This window comes from Ensifer sp. WSM1721 (assembly GCF_000513895.2).
Classification (GTDB): Bacteria; Pseudomonadota; Alphaproteobacteria; order Rhizobiales; family Rhizobiaceae; genus Sinorhizobium.
The window spans coordinates 2,355,267-2,372,881 of the sequence record NZ_CP165782.1 but is presented as its reverse complement, the minus strand read 5'-3'; the positions used below and the strand labels follow the sequence as shown (position 1 = coordinate 2,372,881).

The window sequence follows — 17,615 nt, the reverse complement described above, 5'->3', positions numbered from 1 at the left end:
GATCAGAAGGCGGAGCGATCCGCCTTCTTTCTTGCATCCTCGATCAGCGGCAAGGCCTCCGCATAGCTGACGCAGGCGACGTCCGGCTTGCTGCAGGCCTCCGTCAGGAAGCGATCGAGCGCACGCCAATAGGCGCCGCCGTTCATCTCGACGAAATGGAAGCCGAGCTGAAGCGGGATGCGCTCGCCCTCATATTCGTTGCGGAAAGCGTCGCGATAGGCCGCGAGCGTCCTTTCTTCGAAGCGGACGCTGTCCTTTTTATTCTCGACGCCCATCGAATGGCGGATGAAGAGATTGTAGTCCATGCCGATCACCGGCCGGTGCGATGGACCTTCCGCGATCAGCGGCAGGCCGAAGCGCGGCAAGCCGCCCTCTGCGGGCCAGCCGGGGCCTTTGGTGACGAGGCTTGCATCATAGGTGAAGTGGAAGTGCTTCAGCGCGGGCAGGAGGCCGTCACTCAGCGAAAGATAGGGCGCGCGGAAGCCCTTGATGCCCTTTTGCGCGAAGTCCGCCCAGCCTGCCGGTTCGGTCTCCGGCTTACCGGCCTTCTTCCAGGCCTCGAGGAGTGCCGTGCGAAAGGAAGCGAATTCGCTTTCCCAGTCGGCCCTGCTCCAGCCTTTGCCGTCGAAATGGCCGCAGGCATGGCTGCCGATGTCGTGGCCTTCGAGATGCGCTTGCCAGATATGGCCGGCGCGGATCGCGATCTCTTCGCGGCTCTGCGCAAAACCGACATTTGAACGGCCCGGCTTCTGGCCCGGTGCCTTGTAGCTCTGTTTGCCGTCCGCCTTCGTCATCAAGAAGGTACAGGAGAGGAAATAGGTGAAATGCGCGCCCGTGCGCTTCGCCATGGCAAGGCTCTTTTCCCATAACGCATTGTCATGCGCGCCGTCGAAAGAGACGATGACAAGCTGCTTGCTCCTCGCGGCGTCCGGTGCGCGTGGCGGGTCGGCCATGGCAAGGGCGGGAAAAAGACAGAAAGAGAGCGCGATGATCTTGTGGAACATTCGGGAGGCTTCTTGGGGAGAATCGGCAACTGCGACGATTTACTTCGTGCCGTCCCTTCTTCAACAATGCGGCAATCCTTTGATCTCGCTGGAAATTCGCGGGGGATAGCGCTATTCGACGGTGAACAAACTATTAAAGCGGGACGAGCGAGCAGCTCTTGCGCTCGCTTTAGACGGGCAACGTTTCGAGATCGGGTGTGATATGGCGCTTCTGCTTTTGGGTATCGTAATCTTCCTCGGCATGCACCTCGTCCGGGTGGTTGCACCCGGTTTTCGCGCTGGCATCATCGAGAGTCGCGGTAAGGGCACATGGATGGGGCTCTATACGCTCGTCAGCTTCGTCGGCCTCTGTCTGATCATCTACGGATTCGGGCAGGCGCGCGGCGAAACGGGCATACTCTACGATCCGCCCGTGTTCCTGCGCCACATCGCCCTTCTGCTGATGCTCTTTGCCTTTGTCTTGCTCGCCGCAGGCTCCCTGCCGGCGGGGCGCATCGCCGTCGCGGTCAAGCATCCGCAGATACTCTCGATCAAAATCTGGGCACTGGCGCACCTGCTTGCGAATGGCGAGACGTCTTCGGTGCTGCTCTTCGGTTCCTTTCTCGCCTGGGCGGTGATCCTGCGCATCTCATTGAAACGACGCGAGCGCGCGGGCGAAACCGTGCTGCGGGTGTTCAAGTCGGCGCGCAATGACGTGCTGGCGATCGTCATCGGCCTCGCTGCCTATGTGCTCTTCGTCTGGAAACTGCACGATTGGCTGATCGGCGTCCCTCCCATCGTTATGGGGTAAATGACGTCGGCCCCCTTACAAGCGGCGCAAAATCGGGTAGAAGGCGCCAACTCTTTGCATGAAGGCCGGGCAGCCGGGACAGGACATGGTAAACCAGGACGACAGCTTTATCCGCGAGGTCAATGAAGAACTCCGCTCCGACCAGATGAAAGCCATCTGGACGCGCTTCGGCGGTCTCATCATCGGGCTTGCCGTCCTGATCGTGCTCGGAACTGTCGGCAAGGTCGGCTACGATTATTGGCAGGAGACATCCTCCTCGCAGTCGGGCGATGCGTTCCTCGCGGCGCTCGACCTCGCAAAGGCAAACAAGACAGACGAGGCACTCACGGCGCTGACGCAACTGGAGAAGGAAGGCTACGGCTCCTATCCGGTTCTCGCGCGGCTGCGTACGGCGACACTTCAAGCGCAAAAGGGCGAAACCGAGGCGGCGATCACGGCGTTTTCGGAGATCGGCAAGGATACACGCATTCCGCCGGCGCTGCGCGACGCGGCGCGGCTCCGCGCAGCCTACCTGCTGATCGATGCGGGGACGTACGACCAGGTCTCTGCCGAGGTCGAGCAATTGGCCGTTCCGCAGAACGCCATGCGCCATTCGGCTCGCGAGGCACTCGGCCTTGCGGCCTACAAGGCGGGCGATTACGTGAAGGCGAAAGGCTGGTTCCAGCAGATCACCGAAGACGCCGAGAGCCCGCGCGGCATCATGAGCCGGGCGCAGATGCTGCTTGACGTGATTGCCGCGAGCGGCAAAGCCTAAGTCACGACGATTTCGGGTCGCATGAACCTGAAATCATCATGATCGACTCTAAAGAGCCGGAGCGGGATGCGGGCGGAAGACCGCTTCACACTTTTCTTCTTCCCGCTCCAGCGCAAGAACGGATTTCGAGATGAGCTTCACCGTCGCCATCGTGGGTCGCCCAAATGTCGGCAAATCCACCTTGTTTAACCGTCTGGTTGGCAAGAAGCTGGCGCTCGTCGACGACACACCGGGGGTCACCCGTGATCGGCGTCCGGGCGACGCCAAGCTCGTCGATCTCAAGTTCCGCATTATCGACACAGCCGGTCTCGAACAGTCGGCGCCCGATAGTCTGCAGGGCCGGATGTGGGCGCAGACCGAGGCGGCGATCGACGAGGCCGATCTTTCGCTTTTCGTAATCGACGCCAAGGCTGGTCTGACGCCGGCCGACGAGACGCTGGCCGAGATGCTGCGTCGGCGGGGCAAGCCGGTGGTGGTGGTCGCCAACAAGGCCGAGGCGCGCGGCTCCGAGGGCGGCTTCTACGATGCCTTCACGCTCGGCCTCGGCGAGCCGTGCCCGATCTCGGCGGAGCATGGCCAGGGCATGCCCGATCTGCGCGATGCGATCATTGCCGCGCTCGGGGAGGAGAGGGCGTTTCCGCCGGCCGAGGATGTGGCCGAAACGGATGTCGACATTCGTCCGGAGAGCGGCGGTGTCGGGGCGGAGGACGAAGAGGCCGAACCGGTCTACGACGAAACGAAACCCCTGCGCGTCGCGATCGTCGGCCGGCCGAACGCCGGCAAGTCGACGCTGATCAACCGCTTCCTCGGCGAGGACCGGCTTCTGACCGGTCCGGAGGCCGGTATCACCCGCGATTCCATCTCCGTCGAATGGCAGTGGCACGGGCGCACGATCAAGATGTTCGACACGGCCGGCATGCGCCGCAAGGCGAAGGTGCAGGAGAAGCTGGAGAAGCTTTCCGTCGCCGATGCGCTACGCGCCATCCGCTTCGCCGAGACCGTCGTCATCGTCTTCGACGCCACCATTCCCTTCGAGAAGCAGGACCTGCAGATCGTCGATCTGGTGCTGCGCGAAGGACGCGCAGCCGTGCTCGCCTTCAACAAATGGGATCTCGTCGAGAATTGGCAGGCGGTGCTTGCGGATCTGCGCGAAAAGACCGAACGGCTGCTGCCGCAGGCGCGCGGCATCAAGGCGGTGCCGATATCCGGGCACACCGGCTACGGCCTCGACCGGCTGATGCAAGCGATCATCGACACCGACAGGGTCTGGAACCGCCGCATCTCGACGGCGCGCCTCAATCGCTGGCTGGAATCGCAGCAGGTGCAGCACCCGCCGCCGGCTGTCTCCGGTCGCCGCCTGAAGCTCAAATACATGACGCAGGTGAAGGCCCGCCCGCCCGGCTTCATGATCTCCTGCACGCGGCCCGAAGCGGTGCCGGAATCTTATATCCGTTACCTCACCAACGGCCTGCGCACCGATTTCGACCTGCCGGGCGTGCCGATCCGCATCCATCTCCGTGCGTCGGACAATCCGTACGAGTCGAAGGCGCGCAAGAAGCGTTGAGGGAAAGTTCGCCGCTCATCCAGCCTGCCGGCCACCTTCGCCCGTGCGGAGGGCTACTGCATGTTTCCTTAAATCGTACCCGATTTAAGGACAAAAACATGCAGCCATTCAAAGTGCTACAGCGTCCTTTGTGCGTCTGAAAAGACGCACGGCGCTGTAGGGTGAGGGGAGAACCGACTGTAGCCCTCAATCGATCTGGTCCACCATCAGCTTCTCCCGCGCCACCAGCGCCCCATGATGACCGATGACGGCGGCGGCCACGCGTGCGGCGAAGGCGGCTGCCTCGGCCGGGCTGTCGCCGGCCACCAAGCGGGCGAGGAACGAACCGTTGAAACTGTCGCCGGCGCTGGTGGTGTCGACGATGCGGGAAACGGACGCGGCCGGGATATGCCGGCGCTCCTCTCTGCCAAATTGCAGCGTGACGCCATTGGCGCCATCCTTGACCGCGACGTTCTCGGCGCCGAGCGCCCGGTAGCGCTCGATCGTCGCGTCGATCGAGGCGTCGCCGAAATGCGTCGCCTCGTCGTCATAGCTCGGCAGGATCATTGTCGCTGCCCGGGCACCGGCCTCAATCGTGGCGCGCATCCTCGTCGCATCGTCCCAAAGGCGCGGCCGGATGTTCGGATCGAAGACGATCCGCTTGCCGCCAGCCTTTGCCCGCCGCAGTTCCGACAGCAGCGTCTCGACGGCGTTCGGCGAAAGGATCGCCAGGGTGATGCCGGAGAAGAAGACGACGTCCGATGTCGCGATCGCCGCTCTCAATCGTTCCGGATCGTCGGCGAGCAGCTTGGCGGCGGAGGTCGAGCGCCAATAGGAGAAGCTGCGTTCGCCATCCTTGAGGTGGATCATGTAGAGGCCCGGCATGCGGCCTTCGATCCTCGGGATATGCGCCGTGCCGACGCCGGTGCTCTCGATGAAGGCGAGCATTTCGCTCGACACCAGATCGGTGCCGACCGCGGTCAGATATTCGACCGCCCAATCGCTCGGCAGGAAAAGGCGCGCGTAATAGGCGGTGTTGAATGTGTCGCCCGCATAGCCCTTGCGCAGCAATCCGCCCTCCGCCTGCATCAGTTCGACCATGCATTCGCCGATCGAAAGCATGCTGCCTGCCATTTTGCTCCTCCTTTTCCGTCGCGCAATGCACAATGCGTTAGCGGTGTGCCGTCGTTCCGGCAAGCGAATGTTGCAAGTGGCGTTTACGCAGGCGATGCTGGAAGATACATCTGTTTCTGGAATAGCCGAACAGAGGGATAGCGATGGCGATTGCATCGAGGGCAGGCGACGATTGGTGGCGCGGCGCGGTGATCTATCAGGTCTATCCGCGGTCGTTCCAGGACACGGATGGGGACGGCATCGGCGACCTGCGCGGAATAACCCGGCGCCTTTCCCATATCGCTTCGCTCGGCGTCGATGCCATCTGGCTGTCGCCTTTCTTCACGTCGCCGCAGGCGGACATGGGCTACGACGTCTCGGATTATTGCGACGTCGATCCGATGTTCGGCACGCTCGCGGATTTCGACGACATGCTTGCGGAGGCGCACCGGCTTGGGCTGAAGGTGATCATCGACCAGGTGATCTCGCACACGTCCGACCGTCACCCGTGGTTCGTGGAGAGCCGCTCGAGCGGGACCGATGCCAAGGCGGATTGGTACGTCTGGGCCGACCCCAAACCGGACGGTACGGCGCCGAACAACTGGCTCTCGATCTTCGGCGGCCCGGCCTGGGAATGGGACGGCGTGCGCAGGCAATACTACCTGCACAATTTCCTGTCGTCGCAGCCTGACCTCAATTTCCACAATCCCGAGGTTCAGGAAGCGGTCCTCTCGACGGTCCGCTTCTGGCTCGACCGCGGCGTCGACGGGTTCCGGCTCGATACGGCGAATTTCTATTTCCATGACCGGCTTCTCAGGGACAATCCGCCGCTCGTACCGGATCCCGAAGCTACAAGCCGAGATGCGCCCGACGTCAATCCCTACGGGATGCAAGACCACATTTACGACAAGACCCAGCCGGAAAACATCGTCTTCCTGCGCCGGTTGCGGGCGCTGCTCGATGAATATGGCGGCCGCGCGACAGTGGGCGAGGTCGGCGACGGCGCCCGCTCGCTGCAGACCGTCGCCGCCTATACGAGCGGCGGTGACAAGCTCAATATGTGCTATACCTTCGACCTTCTCGGGCCGGAATTCACGGCGCGGCACATTCGCCGTTGCGTCGAAAATTCCGTAGTAACCGTCAAGGACGGTTGGATCTGCTGGGCCTTTTCCAATCACGACGTGATGCGCCACGTCAGCCGTTTTGCGCTTCGCGAAGCCGATCGGAGCCGGGTGGCGAAGCTTGCTATCTCGCTGCTGGCCACGCTCCGCGGCTCGATATGCCTTTATCAGGGCGAGGAACTGGGGCTGCCGGAAGCGGAACTTGCCTTCGAGGAACTACGGGATCCCTATGGCATCCGCTTCTGGCCCGCCTTCGCCGGTCGCGACGGATGCCGCACACCGATGGTGTGGGAGAAGGAACTGACGAATGCCGGCTTCTCCACCGGCATCCCGTGGCTGCCGGTGCGCGATGAACAGCGAATGCTGGCGGTCAATGCGCAGGAAGGCGTTTCGGAGTCGGTGCTGGAGCACTATCGTCGCACGCTCGCCTTTCGTCGCCTGCACGCGCCGCTGATCGATGGGGATATGGCCTTCCTTGTGTTCAACCAGGATGTCCTGGCTTTCACCAGAGAAGGCGGCGGCGAGCGGCTGCTGTTCGTCTTCAACCTGACGCGGGAACCGCAGACGGTTCAACTTTCGGTCAACATGCGGGTCACCCAGCCGCTGCCGATGCCCGGCTTTGCCCCCCTCTTTGCGAACAACACGATCACGCTCGGCGAGCTCGACGTCTTCTGCGGAAGGCTGCGGTGAGGGAGAGGCTAGCTTTCTCCGGGTACGAGCGCCGGACAGCAGCGACGGCCCGGAGGGGTTGATCGAGAGGGCAGCCTCAGCCGATCAAGGCGAATTTATCCACATCTACGAGCCCACGATCGGAAATCTTCAGGTGCGGAATGACCGGCAGCGGCAGGAAGGCGAGCTGCAGGAAGGGCTCCTCAAGCGTTGCGCCGAGCGCGAAGGCTGCCTGACGCAGGTGATGCAGGGTGTCGCGCACTCGTTCATGGGGTTCGAGGCTCATCAGCCCGGCGACCGGAAGCGCGATCTCCCCCGTGACCCTGCCGTCTTCGACGACGACGAAGCCACCCTTGATCTCGCTGAGCCGATTGGCGGCGAGCGCCATATCTTCGTCGCTGACGCCGACGACGCAGATGTTGTGGCTGTCGTGCCCGACGGTGGAGGCGATCGCGCCCTTCTTCAGGCCGAAACCCTGGACGAAGCCGTTCGCGTGATTGCCATTGATGCCGTGGCGTTCGATAACCGCGACCTTGATGATATCGCGGCCGAGATCGACGCCGGTCTGGTTGCCCTCTGCGGGCAGGCGGTAACGGCGGTGCTCGGTGATGATCTTGCCGCGCAGCACGCCGATTACGGAGGTCTCGCCTTCGGTGTAGGGAATGGCGAAGTCGGCGGCCTTCACCTCGCGCGCCCTGACGCTGTCGAGCCCCACCGGCTCGACCGGCTTTCGCCCGGCGAAGAGTGCATCACTCACCCGTCTGCCGGCGGAAAAGACCATCTGAGCCTTGCAGTTTTCCAGGCTGTCGACGACGACGAGGTCGGCGCGCCAGCCGGGCGCCACAAGGCCGCGGTCGCGGAGGCCGAAGGCGCGCGCGGCCGAGATGGAGGCGGCGCGATAGATGGCGAGCGGCTCCACGCCGGCCGCGATCGCCGTGCGGATCATGTGGTCGAGATGGCCCTGTTCGGCGATGTCGAGCGGATTCCGGTCGTCGGTGCAGAGCGCGAGATAAGGCGACAGCCGCTCGGTGATGATCGGCATCAGCGCATGCAAGTCCTTCGAGACGGAGCCTTCGCGCACGAGGATGTGCATGCCCTTGCGGATCTTTTCGAGCGCCTCCTCCGCACTCGTGCATTCGTGGTCGGTTCGGATGCCGGTCGCGAGGTAGCCGTTCAGCTCCTTGCCGCGCAGGAGCGGCGCATGGCCGTCGATGTGGCCGTTCTGGAAGGCATCGAGCTTCGCCAGACACACCGGATCCTTGTGGACGACGCCGGGGAAATTCATAAACTCGGCGAGGCCGATCACTTTCGGGTGGTGGCGGAAGGGCACGAGCCGCTCGACCGGCAGGTCGGCGCCGGATGTTTCGAGATGCGTCGCCGGCACGCAGGAGGAAAGCTGGACTCGGATGTCCATGATCGTTTCCATCGCCGAATCCAGGAAGAACTGGATGCCCTCGGTGCCGAGAACATTGGCGATCTCATGAGGATCGCAGATGGCGGTGGTGATCCCGAGCGGCAGGACGCAGCGGTCGAACTCGTGGGGAGTGACGAGCGAGGATTCGATGTGCAAGTGCGTATCGATGAAGCCGGGAACGACGGTCAGGCCGGAGATGTCGATCTCCTCGCGCCCCTGATAACCGCCGCAGGTGCCGACGATCCGGTCGCCGGAGATGGCGATGTCGGAAGCGACGAGTTCGCCCGTGACGAGATCGAAGAACCGCCCGCCCTTGAGCACGATGTCCGCCGGCTCGCGGCCAACGCCCTGATCGATGAATCGTTCCAGCGCTTCAGACATCCCCTGCACCCCGCTCTTCGACGTTTGTTCATGACAATAACCCTCTCCCCGCATGCGGGGAAAGGGCCGGGAGATTTGAGCGGCCAATCTCAGATGTTGTTCTTCAGAACGTCGCGCAGTTTATCGAAGAGCTCGTCGATCTGGCGCTTTTCGATGATCAGCGGCGGCGACAGCGCGATGATGTCGCCGGTCGTCCGGATCAACAGGCCCTTCTCGTAGGCTTTCAGGAAGGCGGAGAAGGCGCGCTTCGTCGGCTCGCCGGCGATCGGCTGGAGCTCGATCGCGCCGATCAGGCCGATATTGCGGATGTCGATCACATGCGGGCAGTCCTTGAGCGAATGCAGCGCTTCTTCCCAATAGGAGGCGAGATCGGCGGCGCGCGTCAAAAGCCCTTCTTCCTTGTAGGTGTCGAGCGTTCCGAGCGCGGCTGCGGATGCGATCGGGTTGCCGGAATAGGTGTAGCCGTGGAAGAACTCGATCAGGTGCTCCGGTCCGGTCATGAAGGCATCGTGGATTTCGGAAGTGACGAAGACCGCGCCCATCGGGATCACCCCGTTGGTGAGCCCCTTGGCGGTGGTGATGATGTCCGGTTTCACGTCGAAATATTGGGCGGCAAAGGGCGTGCCGAGGCGCCCATAACCGGTGATAACCTCGTCGAAGATCAACAGGATGCCGTGCTTGGTGCAGATGTCACGCAGCCTCTGAAGATAGCCCTTCGGCGGGATGAGCACGCCGGTCGAGCCCGCCACCGGTTCGACGATGACGGCCGCGACGGTCGAGGCGTCGTGCAGCGTGACAATCCGTTCCAATTCGTCGGCGAGATCGGCGCCGTGCTCCGGCTCGCCGCGGGTAAACGCGTTCTTGCCCGGCAGGTGCGTGTGCGACAGATGGTCGACGCCGGTCAGAAGCGTGCCGAACATCTTGCGGTTGGCAACGATGCCGCCGACCGAGATGCCGCCGAAGTTGACGCCGTGATAGCCGCGCTCGCGGCCGATGAGGCGAAAGCGCGAGCCGTTGCCCTTGGCACGGTGATAGGCAAGCGCCACCTTGAGGGCCGTATCGACCGATTCCGAGCCGGAATTGGTGTAGAGAACGTGGTTCAGGCCTTCGGGCGCGATGTCGACGAGCCGATTGGCGAGCTCGAATGCCTTCGGGTGACCGAGCTGGAACGCTGGCGCATAGTCGAGTTCTCCCGCCTGCTCGCGGATTGCCTCGGTAATCTTCGGCCGACAATGGCCGGCATTGACGCACCAGAGGCCGGCCGTTCCATCGAGCACCGTCCTGCCGTCATGCGTCGTGTAGTACATGTCCTTGGCGCCGACGAAGAGGCGCGGTTCCTTCTTGAATTGCCGGTTGGCGGTGAACGGCATCCAGAAGGCGCGCAGATCGTTCGGCGTGGTGTTCAGGCGGTTCGACATGTCGGTTCTCCTCGGTGGATTCTGCCCATGCTGCGATGGCTTAAGCCGGATTCTTTTACCTGTTGGTCAAACTATCAGCGCGCCGATAAGCGTCAAGCCTGCGGTCGATCGCGTCCCACACCATGAACTGTCGCAATTCGGGTAGCACCATGCTCGGCTGCACACATGCTCGAAGCTGCCGTGTTGCAGGGCATGCATGATGACCGCGGTGCTTGCGAAGCTGGTTCGTGGGAGCTCGCCTATTTGTTATGTCGGCAGGCGAAACGACCCGCTTTTCACGGCCTCGATCACCGCCCTCAGGGTGTCGTCCCGACTGTGTCCGTTGGTTGACAGAACATGCCGCTCAAGCGGCCCCAGCCATGAGAGCTGTCGGTACAGCTCCGTGATAGGCCCGGGGTCGGTCAAGGTGTCCCCGCCACGCTCCTGGCAACGCCGGATCGCGACATCGAGCGGTGGACGTAGAACGACGTAGTGCAGCGGCGCTGAGATCTTCTTGAATGGTTCCAAGAACCAAGGTCCGACAATGCCGTCTACCACGACAAAATAACCACCATCGGCGTACGCCGCGGCCACCTTCGTCAAAACATCGACCACAAGGATGTTTTGCTCACGCGCTTCAGGCAGATAGGGCGGGCTCGCTCCGTTCTTGATGAAGTGCCAGAAGTCGTCGCAATGCAGATGGACCTTCGACGATCCAGGCTCTCCGGCAAGCTTCTGCGCTGTCGTGGTTTTTCCAGAACCGGCCGGCCCGGTGAGTATGAGAATTTCGCCCGCATGATCCATAGCGATCAATAGCATGCAGCCGCGCAATAAAAAACATAAGCCCCGCGCGACTGGGTCGCCGGGGCTTGTGAGGCTGGTCTGTCCGGCCTGGCGTCTTGGGAGGTTACGCCGACTTGCGGACGAGGGGTTTTTCTTCCACGGCGCTTGTGACTTCGCCATAGATCTCAGAGAGCGCGCCCAAAATCTTCATGACCGCGTCAGAAGAGCTCGAATAGTAGATCGTCTGTGCGTCACGACGGGTGCTGACCAGATTCTGCGCACGCAGCTTCGAAAGGTGCTGGGAAAGAGCCGACTGGCTCAGCCCGACTTTATTGGCCAATGCTCCGACCGCCATCTCCTCCTTGACCAGGGAGTCGAGGATGAGCAAGCGTTTCGGATTTGCCATGGCCGAAAGGAAACCGGCTGCTATCTCGGCTTCCTCGTGTCTTTCAGGCGAGAGAGGCTGCATCGCGTGCTCCATGCGAAAATTCATCACACGTAGTTATGTTTGACGAAGCACGATAATTAGCCGTGATGCATAAAAGGGCAACCACCCACTGCAAGAAATGGGGGTAGCTAAGCGCCGATTAACGGTAAAGTTTTTTTAGAAGTGGCCGTAATTCCGTCACATCCCGGACCGGCGTTTCGAATTCGAGCCGCTGGAGCCGCTCGCCGTCGGAAAGATCGAGTCCGGCCGCGTCGATGGCGACTATCTTCCAGTCCCCCTCAGGCGCCCGGCAGTGAGTCGTCGCATAATACTTCACCGCGTCGGCATGATCGGTGTTCATGTGCTCAATCGCACTCGCTTCCATCTCGGCGAGCGCGGCCATGGCAGGCGAGGCGATGACGAGATCCTCGGCCGTCAAAACATAGGCGCGCCCGAAGCCGCCGTTGAGGCTCGCACGCAGCGGATTGAGGCGGAAAAAGCCGAAATCGGGGAAGTCGATGTACAGCGAGGACTTCGGATGCCGCCTCAGGAAACGTTCGCGAATGCGGGCATGGAGGGCGGAATCGCGCGAAACGGCTTCGGCTTCGCATTGAAGGGTAAGGCGCGGATGGGCGAGGGGGTCGCCCTTGCCGGGCTCACCGGTCAGGAGCGAGGCGCGCCTGTCGGCAGTGAGCGCCTGCGTGTGTGTCGAAAGCCGTGAGACGAGAATCACCGGCGCGCCGTCGATGTCGAGTCCGATCAGCACGCGGCTGACGAAGGGAGAGCCGCCGCTGTCGGGCTCGATCGCGGCAAGCGCGCCGCTTCTTGCCGAACGAAGCAGCGTCCTCGCGAGCTTGCGCGCCTCGTTGTCGGTCTCGCGCAATACGTTGGGTTTCTCGCTCATTGTGTCGCCTCCTGCGGCGCCGCCGCCGGATCAAAATAAAAGCCCGGAGCGGTAGCTCCAGGCTTTATTGGCCGCTTGGCGTGCGGCGTCAACCTTTGCTGCGATGGCGCGTCAGCCCTTCGACGATGTTCTGCGCGTCGATCGTGCCGACCACCGAGCCGTTGTCGACGACGCCGATGCTGCCGGGCTGGCGGGACATGGCGTCGAGGATCTCCACGAGCGGCGTCGTCGGTTTGGCGGTCGCCGTGACACCGGCGCCAGCGGCCCGCTCCACGCCGATCCGCATCACGTCCTTCGCCGTCAGCATGGTGATCGGGTTCATGTGCTGGACGAAATCGGCGACATACTGGTTCGCTGGGCTCTTCACGATTTCCTGCGGCGTTCCGCATTGGATGATCCGCCCGCCTTCCATGATCGCGATGCGATTGCCGATGCGGAAGGCCTCGTCGAGGTCGTGGCTGACGAAGATGATCGTCTTCTTCAGCCGCCGCTGGAATTCGAGCAGTTCGTCCTGCAGACGCGTGCGGATCAGCGGATCGAGAGCCGAGAATGGTTCGTCCATCAGCAGGATCGGCGCGCCGGTGGCAAACGCCCGGGCAAGGCCTACGCGCTGCTGCATGCCGCCCGAGAGTTCGTTTACCTTGCGGTCCGCCCATTTCGTCAGGTTGACGAGTTCGAGTTGCTCGCCGACACGCTTCTTCTTTTCCGCTTCCGGAACACCGGCCAGCTCAAGTCCGAAGCCGACATTGTCCGCCACCGTGCGCCACGGCAGGAGCGCGAACTGCTGAAACACCATCGAGACGGTGTGCATGCGGAAATCGCGCAGGGATTTCGCGTTGCAGCGATAAGGGTTTAGCGATCCGTTCGAGGTCTTCACCTCGACTTCGCCGCGTACCACCGGCGCAAGGCCATTGACCGCCCTCAGCAGCGTCGACTTGCCCGAGCCGGAAAGCCCCATCAGCACCAGGATCTCGCCCTCGTTGATGGCGAGCGAGGCGCCGGCGACGCCGAGCACCAGGCCCGTTGCTGCGCCGATCTCGTCGCGCGTCTTGCCTTGGTCGACCATCTGCAGGGCGGTTTGCGGATTCTTACCGAAGATGATGTCGACATTCTTGAAAACGACGGCGTCGGTCATGCGCCTTCTCCTTCATCGGACGAGCGGAACAGGCGGTCGAGAACGATGGCGAGGATGACGATGCAGAGGCCGGATTCGAAACCCCTGGCAATATTGACCGTGTTCAACGCCCTGAGGACCGGAACGCCGAGGCCGTCGGCACCGACGAGAGCGGCGATCACCACCATCGAGAGCGACAGCATGATCGTCTGGGTGAGGCCCGCCATGATCTGCGGCATCGCGAAGGGCAATTCCACCTTGCGCAGCACCTGCCACGGTGTTGCCCCAAAGGACTCGGCCGCCTCCACCAGCGACGGCGGCGTCGAAATGATGCCGAGACGCGTCAGGCGAATGGGGGCGGGAATGGCGAAAATGACGGTCGCAATCAGTCCAGGCACCATGCCGAGACCGAAAAGGATCAGGGCCGGAATGAGATAGACGAAGGTCGGGATGGTCTGCATCAGATCCAGGATCGGGCGCATGATCGAGTAGATCCAGGCGCGACGCGCAGCGACGATGCCGAGCGGGACGCCGACCGCCATGCTGACGAAGGTCGCTGCGAGCACAAGCGCCAGCGTCTCGGTGGTCTCCTTCCAGTAGCCCTGGTTGACGATCAAGAGCAGCCCAAGACAGGTGAATACCGCAATTCCGATGGAGCGGCGGAACCACCACGCCGATGCGGTCACCACAGCGACGACGATGAGCGGATGTGGCGTTTGCAGGATGTAGAGCAGAACGGAAATGATCGCCGAAAGCAGATTTGCGAGCTGGTCGAAAAACAGCTCGAAATTCGTCGTCAGCCAGTCGACGAACGCCTTGGCCCAGCCGCCGATCGGGATTCGGTTTTCAGTCAGAAATTCCACGGAATTGAATCCCTCTTGTCAGGGGTCAAACACTGGATCGCACGCAGCGGTGGAAAAAAGGCGGGGTGCTTCCCCGCCTTGCTGCATGTTCCTTGAACCGGAGTCGACGCAAAGGCGAAACATGCAGCAATTCAAAGTGCTACAGCGACATTTGCGCGTCCGTGCCAGACGCATGGCGGTGCAGCCGATCAGAGACCGAGAGCGGTCTTGACCGCAGCCATTCCGTCTCCGCCATCCTTGGTCGTGACCCCGGCGAGCCAAGGCTCGAGCGCAGTCGGATTGGCCTTGAGCCATGCGGCCGCCGCCTTCTCCGGATCTTCGCCGTCGTTCAGGATCTTGCCCATGATCTCGTTCTCCATCTGCAGCGAGAACTTCAGATTCTGGAGCAGCTTGCCGACGTTGGGGCATTCGGTCGTGTAACCGGCGCGCACGTTGGTGTGCACCGTGGCGCCGCCGTAGTTCGGGCCGAAGATGTCATCGCCGCCGGAGAGATAGGTCAGCTTGAAGTTCGCGTTCATCGGATGCGGCTCCCAGCCGAGAAAGACGATGGGTTCGCCGTCCTTCTCGGCACGGGCGACCTGCGCCAGCATGCCCTGTTCGGAGGATTCGACGACTTCGAAGCCTTCGAGGCCGAAGGTGCCTTTTTCGACCATGTCAATGATCAGCCGGTTGCCGTCATTGCCGGGCTCGATCCCGTAGATCTTGCCCTCGAGCTCGTCCTTGTGGGCGGCGATATCCTTGAAGTCCTTGATGCCGAGCTCTGCGCCCTTGGCATTGGTCGCGAGAGTGTACTTCGCGCCCTCGAGGTTCTCGCGCACGGTCTCGACGGACTTGTCCTCGCGATAGGGCGCAATGTCGGCTTCCATCGTCGGCATCCAGTTGCCGAGGAAGACGTCGATGTCCTTGTTTTTCAACGACGTGTAGGTGACGGGAACGGACAGCACCTTGACGTCCGTCTGATAGCCCAATGCCTTGAGGATCGTCGTTGCCGTCGCTGTCGTCGCGGTGATGTCCGTCCAGCCGACGTCGGAGAAGCGAACGGTGCCGCAGCTTTCCGGTTCGGCTGCGAGCGCACCACCCGCGGCCAGGGCCATACAGACGGCGCCCGCCAGCATGAATTTGATTGAGAAGGTCCTTATCATCGTTGCGTTCCCCTGCCTGTGTTCTTTTTTTAGCCAAACACCAATGCGCCCCGAATTCAAGGCCTTGGCATCGAGGGGAAGTGTATTGCCTCAATCGGCCAAGGGGGTGCACAAAGCGACGCCGAATGTCGCAAAGCCCATGAAATGCTGTCCTCAAAGCGCCGCGCGGCTGCCGGCGGCGCGGGCCGGAATGCCTGTTCCGCCTTCGAAATTCTGTGGGTCGCGCGGACATACTCTGGCCAACGGACGCAACCCCGGTCATTTAGCGCGAATACGACGCCGGAGACGGGGATCATGGCCAAACTCTATTTCAGCTATGCGACGATGAATGCGGGCAAGAGCACGATGCTCCTGCAGGCTGCCTACAACTATCAGGAGCGCGGCATGCGCGTCGTGATGCTGATCGCCGCCTTCGATGACCGCGCCGGCATGGGCCGCATCGCATCGCGCATCGGACTGCAGTCGGATGCGATTCCCTTCCGCGACGGCGACGATCTCTACGGCCTGATCGAGCGGCTGAACGCCGATGGATCCGGGGACATTGCCTGCGTCTTCGTCGACGAGGCGCAGTTTCTCGGCGAAGCGCAGGTGTGGCAACTCGCGCGCGTTGCCGATCGCCTCGGCATACCGGTGATGGCCTATGGCCTGAGGACGGATTTCCAGGGCAAGCTCTTCCCCGGCTCCATGGCCCTGCTTGCGATTGCGGATGAGTTACGCGAAGTCAGGACGATTTGCCATTGCGGACGAAAGGCGACCATGGTCGTGCGCCTCGGCGGAGACGGCAAGGTCGTGCGCGAAGGGGCGCAGGTGGATGTCGGCGGCAACGAGAAATACGTGTCCTATTGCCGGCGCCATTGGGAAGACCGGATGCGCGAGGGCTGAGTCCGCGGCGATCGGGCGTCCGCCACGGCACGAATGGGTGGGCTTGCCTTGTCCTAGCGATCTTTCTGCGGGCCCGTAAGCGCCTATCACGTGAGCGGAACAGCCCGCGCGAAAAAGCCTGTAGTCCCCTTGCCGTTAGCTCCCAAACATCCTTTATATAACTGCAATCGAGGGCTGAATAATTCGGTCTGCATATGCGTGGCCGGATAGAGGGAGAATGGTATGGCGACGCTTCAGAATTTTGACGCGGAAATCGAAAAGACCAGGAGCGTCGTCAAGGAGATGCGCGACAAGCTCGAGCAGTCCGGTGTCGTGCTCGACCAGTTTGCCAAGGCAGACACCAAGCTCGGTGACGTCAATTTCGACATCGAGAATGCGCGGATCCAGGACGTGATTCAGCAGCAGAAGGTGATGGAAGCCAACATCGCCGATCTGATCATCGGGCTGGAAGATGCGACCAATGTCTTCGGCGCCGAATTTGAGAGCATGAAGAGCTATACCGGCTACGAGAAATTCGTCGGCTTCTTCTCCAAGCAGAAGATGCAGCGCATGCGCACCGACCGGGTGCGCAACATGTCGCTCGCCGGCAACCTGCAGGAACTGCTTTCGAAATCTGACACCATCGTCGGCATCCTCAAGGACCAGAGGTCGATCCTCGACCAGCGCTACAAGACCTCCGAGCAGAGCCTCATCCAGGTGATCGAGCGCCGCAAGGGCACGATGGCGGCACTCGAAGAAACGCAGAAGCGCATCGAGGAGATCAATCCGCTGCTGCTCGACATCGAGAACCGGATCGCCGCCTCGACCGACCAGAAGACGCGCACGGAGCTGGAGGGCGAACGCTCGCAGCTTGCCACCGAATACAACGAGAAGCAGGCGAAGGAGCAGGAACTGCTCGCCGAGAGCCAGACGCTCGAACGCTACACTGCGATGTTCCAGACCTTCGTCGATTCGCTCAACAACCAGATCGCCGCGCAGAACACGCTGATCAACAAGCTGACAATCGATACCGAACAGCGCATCGTGCTTTACAAGGCGCTCGAAGACTCGCTGAAGACGGCGGCGCAGCAGGACGTCGCCCACAAGATCAACACGCTCGGCAGCCAGGTCGACACCGCCGCCGAAGAGACGATGGCGGGGATCGGCGCGGCGGCGCAGCGCCATATCGGCGACCTGCTCGAGATGCACGAAAAAAACATGCTTGCGACGCAGGATATCCAGCGCCGCAAGAAATTGGCCGACGACGCCTTTGCCCGTCGCTTCCAGGCGGTGATGGACAAGCACGATGCTGCAAACTACGTGAAGCAGTGATCG

Annotated in this window: 16 protein-coding genes; 6 read left to right on the top strand and 10 right to left on the bottom strand. The window is 62.1% G+C overall.

The features are described from left to right. Window positions 1-2: 2 nt before the first annotated feature. On the bottom strand, window positions 3-1,004 hold the full coding sequence (locus M728_RS11615) for a polysaccharide deacetylase (protein ID WP_026618837.1): 1,002 nt from the start codon (window positions 1,002-1,004) through the stop codon (window positions 3-5). 202 nt (window positions 1,005-1,206) lie between these two features. Between M728_RS11615 and M728_RS11610 the strand changes: the two genes are divergently transcribed. From M728_RS11610 to der, 3 genes are all read left to right on the top strand, one after another. After that, a complete protein-coding gene (locus tag M728_RS11610; RefSeq protein ID WP_026618838.1) occupies window positions 1,207-1,794 on the top strand; it encodes an NnrU family protein in 588 nt (195 codons plus the stop codon). A gap of 85 nt (window positions 1,795-1,879) precedes the next feature. After that, window positions 1,880-2,548 (top strand): tetratricopeptide repeat protein, encoded by a 669-nt coding sequence (locus M728_RS11605; protein WP_026618839.1) that lies wholly within the window; start codon window positions 1,880-1,882, stop codon window positions 2,546-2,548. Window positions 2,549-2,678: 130 nt separating this feature from the next. Beyond that, the gene (gene der, locus M728_RS11600) at window positions 2,679-4,112 is read left to right on the top strand and encodes a ribosome biogenesis GTPase Der (RefSeq protein ID WP_026618840.1); all 1,434 of its coding nucleotides are present in this window, start codon (window positions 2,679-2,681) and stop codon (window positions 4,110-4,112) included. 186 nt (window positions 4,113-4,298) lie between these two features. Here the strand turns inward: der and M728_RS11595 are convergent, their stop codons facing one another. After that, the gene (locus M728_RS11595) at window positions 4,299-5,225 is read right to left on the bottom strand and encodes a sugar kinase (RefSeq protein WP_026618841.1); all 927 of its coding nucleotides are present in this window, start codon (window positions 5,223-5,225) and stop codon (window positions 4,299-4,301) included. 143 nt (window positions 5,226-5,368) lie between these two features. On the opposite strand from M728_RS11595, the gene M728_RS11590 reads away from it, so the two are divergent. After that, window positions 5,369-7,015: an alpha-glucosidase family protein gene (locus M728_RS11590; protein ID WP_026618842.1), complete on the top strand. Its 1,647-nt coding sequence runs from the start codon at window positions 5,369-5,371 to the stop codon at window positions 7,013-7,015. A 76-nt stretch (window positions 7,016-7,091) separates the two neighbouring features. On the opposite strand, the gene ade is transcribed toward M728_RS11590, so the two are convergent. From ade to M728_RS11550, 8 genes are all read right to left on the bottom strand, one after another. Then, window positions 7,092-8,789, bottom strand: a complete 1,698-nt coding sequence (gene ade, locus M728_RS11585) for an adenine deaminase (RefSeq protein WP_370906448.1) — start codon at window positions 8,787-8,789, stop codon at window positions 7,092-7,094. An 89-nt stretch (window positions 8,790-8,878) separates the two neighbouring features. After that, the gene (locus M728_RS11580) at window positions 8,879-10,207 is read right to left on the bottom strand and encodes an aspartate aminotransferase family protein (protein ID WP_026618844.1); all 1,329 of its coding nucleotides are present in this window, start codon (window positions 10,205-10,207) and stop codon (window positions 8,879-8,881) included. Window positions 10,208-10,453: 246 nt separating this feature from the next. Continuing rightward, a complete protein-coding gene (locus M728_RS11575) occupies window positions 10,454-10,990 on the bottom strand; it encodes an AAA family ATPase (protein ID WP_026618845.1) in 537 nt (178 codons plus the stop codon). 103 nt (window positions 10,991-11,093) lie between these two features. Beyond that, the gene (locus tag M728_RS11570) at window positions 11,094-11,438 is read right to left on the bottom strand and encodes a helix-turn-helix transcriptional regulator (RefSeq protein WP_026617991.1); all 345 of its coding nucleotides are present in this window, start codon (window positions 11,436-11,438) and stop codon (window positions 11,094-11,096) included. Between the two features lie 118 nt (window positions 11,439-11,556). Beyond that, window positions 11,557-12,300, bottom strand: a complete 744-nt coding sequence (locus M728_RS11565; protein WP_026618846.1) for a HugZ family protein — start codon at window positions 12,298-12,300, stop codon at window positions 11,557-11,559. Window positions 12,301-12,388: 88 nt separating this feature from the next. After that, a complete protein-coding gene (gene choV / locus M728_RS11560) occupies window positions 12,389-13,435 on the bottom strand; it encodes a choline ABC transporter ATP-binding protein (protein WP_026618847.1) in 1,047 nt (348 codons plus the stop codon). Beyond that, on the bottom strand, window positions 13,432-14,277 hold the full coding sequence (choW, locus tag M728_RS11555; protein ID WP_026618848.1) for a choline ABC transporter permease subunit: 846 nt from the start codon (window positions 14,275-14,277) through the stop codon (window positions 13,432-13,434). Before choW ends, choV begins: the two co-directional genes overlap by 4 nt. A gap of 188 nt (window positions 14,278-14,465) precedes the next feature. Continuing rightward, on the bottom strand, window positions 14,466-15,419 hold the full coding sequence (locus M728_RS11550) for a choline ABC transporter substrate-binding protein (protein WP_026618849.1): 954 nt from the start codon (window positions 15,417-15,419) through the stop codon (window positions 14,466-14,468). A gap of 294 nt (window positions 15,420-15,713) precedes the next feature. Between M728_RS11550 and M728_RS11545 the strand changes: the two genes are divergently transcribed. Further along, window positions 15,714-16,301 (top strand): thymidine kinase, encoded by a 588-nt coding sequence (locus tag M728_RS11545; RefSeq protein WP_026618850.1) that lies wholly within the window; start codon window positions 15,714-15,716, stop codon window positions 16,299-16,301. Window positions 16,302-16,523: 222 nt separating this feature from the next. After that, window positions 16,524-17,612, top strand: a complete 1,089-nt coding sequence (locus tag M728_RS11540; protein WP_026618851.1) for a hypothetical protein — start codon at window positions 16,524-16,526, stop codon at window positions 17,610-17,612. Window positions 17,613-17,615 lie beyond the last annotated feature (3 nt).

Bases quoted from the DNA above. Each gene is read 5' to 3' on its own strand.
- M728_RS11615 (WP_026618837.1), bottom strand. From the start codon at position 1,004: ATGTTCCACAAGATCATCGCGCTCTCTTTCTGTCTTTTTCCCGCCCTT.
- M728_RS11610 (WP_026618838.1), top strand. From the start codon at position 1,207: ATGGCGCTTCTGCTTTTGGGTATCGTAATCTTCCTCGGCATGCACCTC.
- M728_RS11605 (WP_026618839.1), top strand. From the start codon at position 1,880: ATGGTAAACCAGGACGACAGCTTTATCCGCGAGGTCAATGAAGAACTC.
- der (WP_026618840.1), top strand. From the start codon at position 2,679: ATGAGCTTCACCGTCGCCATCGTGGGTCGCCCAAATGTCGGCAAATCC.
- M728_RS11595 (WP_026618841.1), bottom strand. From the start codon at position 5,225: ATGGCAGGCAGCATGCTTTCGATCGGCGAATGCATGGTCGAACTGATG.
- M728_RS11590 (WP_026618842.1), top strand. From the start codon at position 5,369: ATGGCGATTGCATCGAGGGCAGGCGACGATTGGTGGCGCGGCGCGGTG.
- ade (WP_370906448.1), bottom strand. From the start codon at position 8,789: ATGTCTGAAGCGCTGGAACGATTCATCGATCAGGGCGTTGGCCGCGAG.
- M728_RS11580 (WP_026618844.1), bottom strand. From the start codon at position 10,207: ATGTCGAACCGCCTGAACACCACGCCGAACGATCTGCGCGCCTTCTGG.
- M728_RS11575 (WP_026618845.1), bottom strand. From the start codon at position 10,990: ATGGATCATGCGGGCGAAATTCTCATACTCACCGGGCCGGCCGGTTCT.
- M728_RS11570 (WP_026617991.1), bottom strand. From the start codon at position 11,438: ATGCAGCCTCTCTCGCCTGAAAGACACGAGGAAGCCGAGATAGCAGCC.
- M728_RS11565 (WP_026618846.1), bottom strand. From the start codon at position 12,300: ATGAGCGAGAAACCCAACGTATTGCGCGAGACCGACAACGAGGCGCGC.
- choV (WP_026618847.1), bottom strand. From the start codon at position 13,435: ATGACCGACGCCGTCGTTTTCAAGAATGTCGACATCATCTTCGGTAAG.
- M728_RS11550 (WP_026618849.1), bottom strand. From the start codon at position 15,419: ATGATAAGGACCTTCTCAATCAAATTCATGCTGGCGGGCGCCGTCTGT.
- M728_RS11545 (WP_026618850.1), top strand. From the start codon at position 15,714: ATGGCCAAACTCTATTTCAGCTATGCGACGATGAATGCGGGCAAGAGC.
- M728_RS11540 (WP_026618851.1), top strand. From the start codon at position 16,524: ATGGCGACGCTTCAGAATTTTGACGCGGAAATCGAAAAGACCAGGAGC.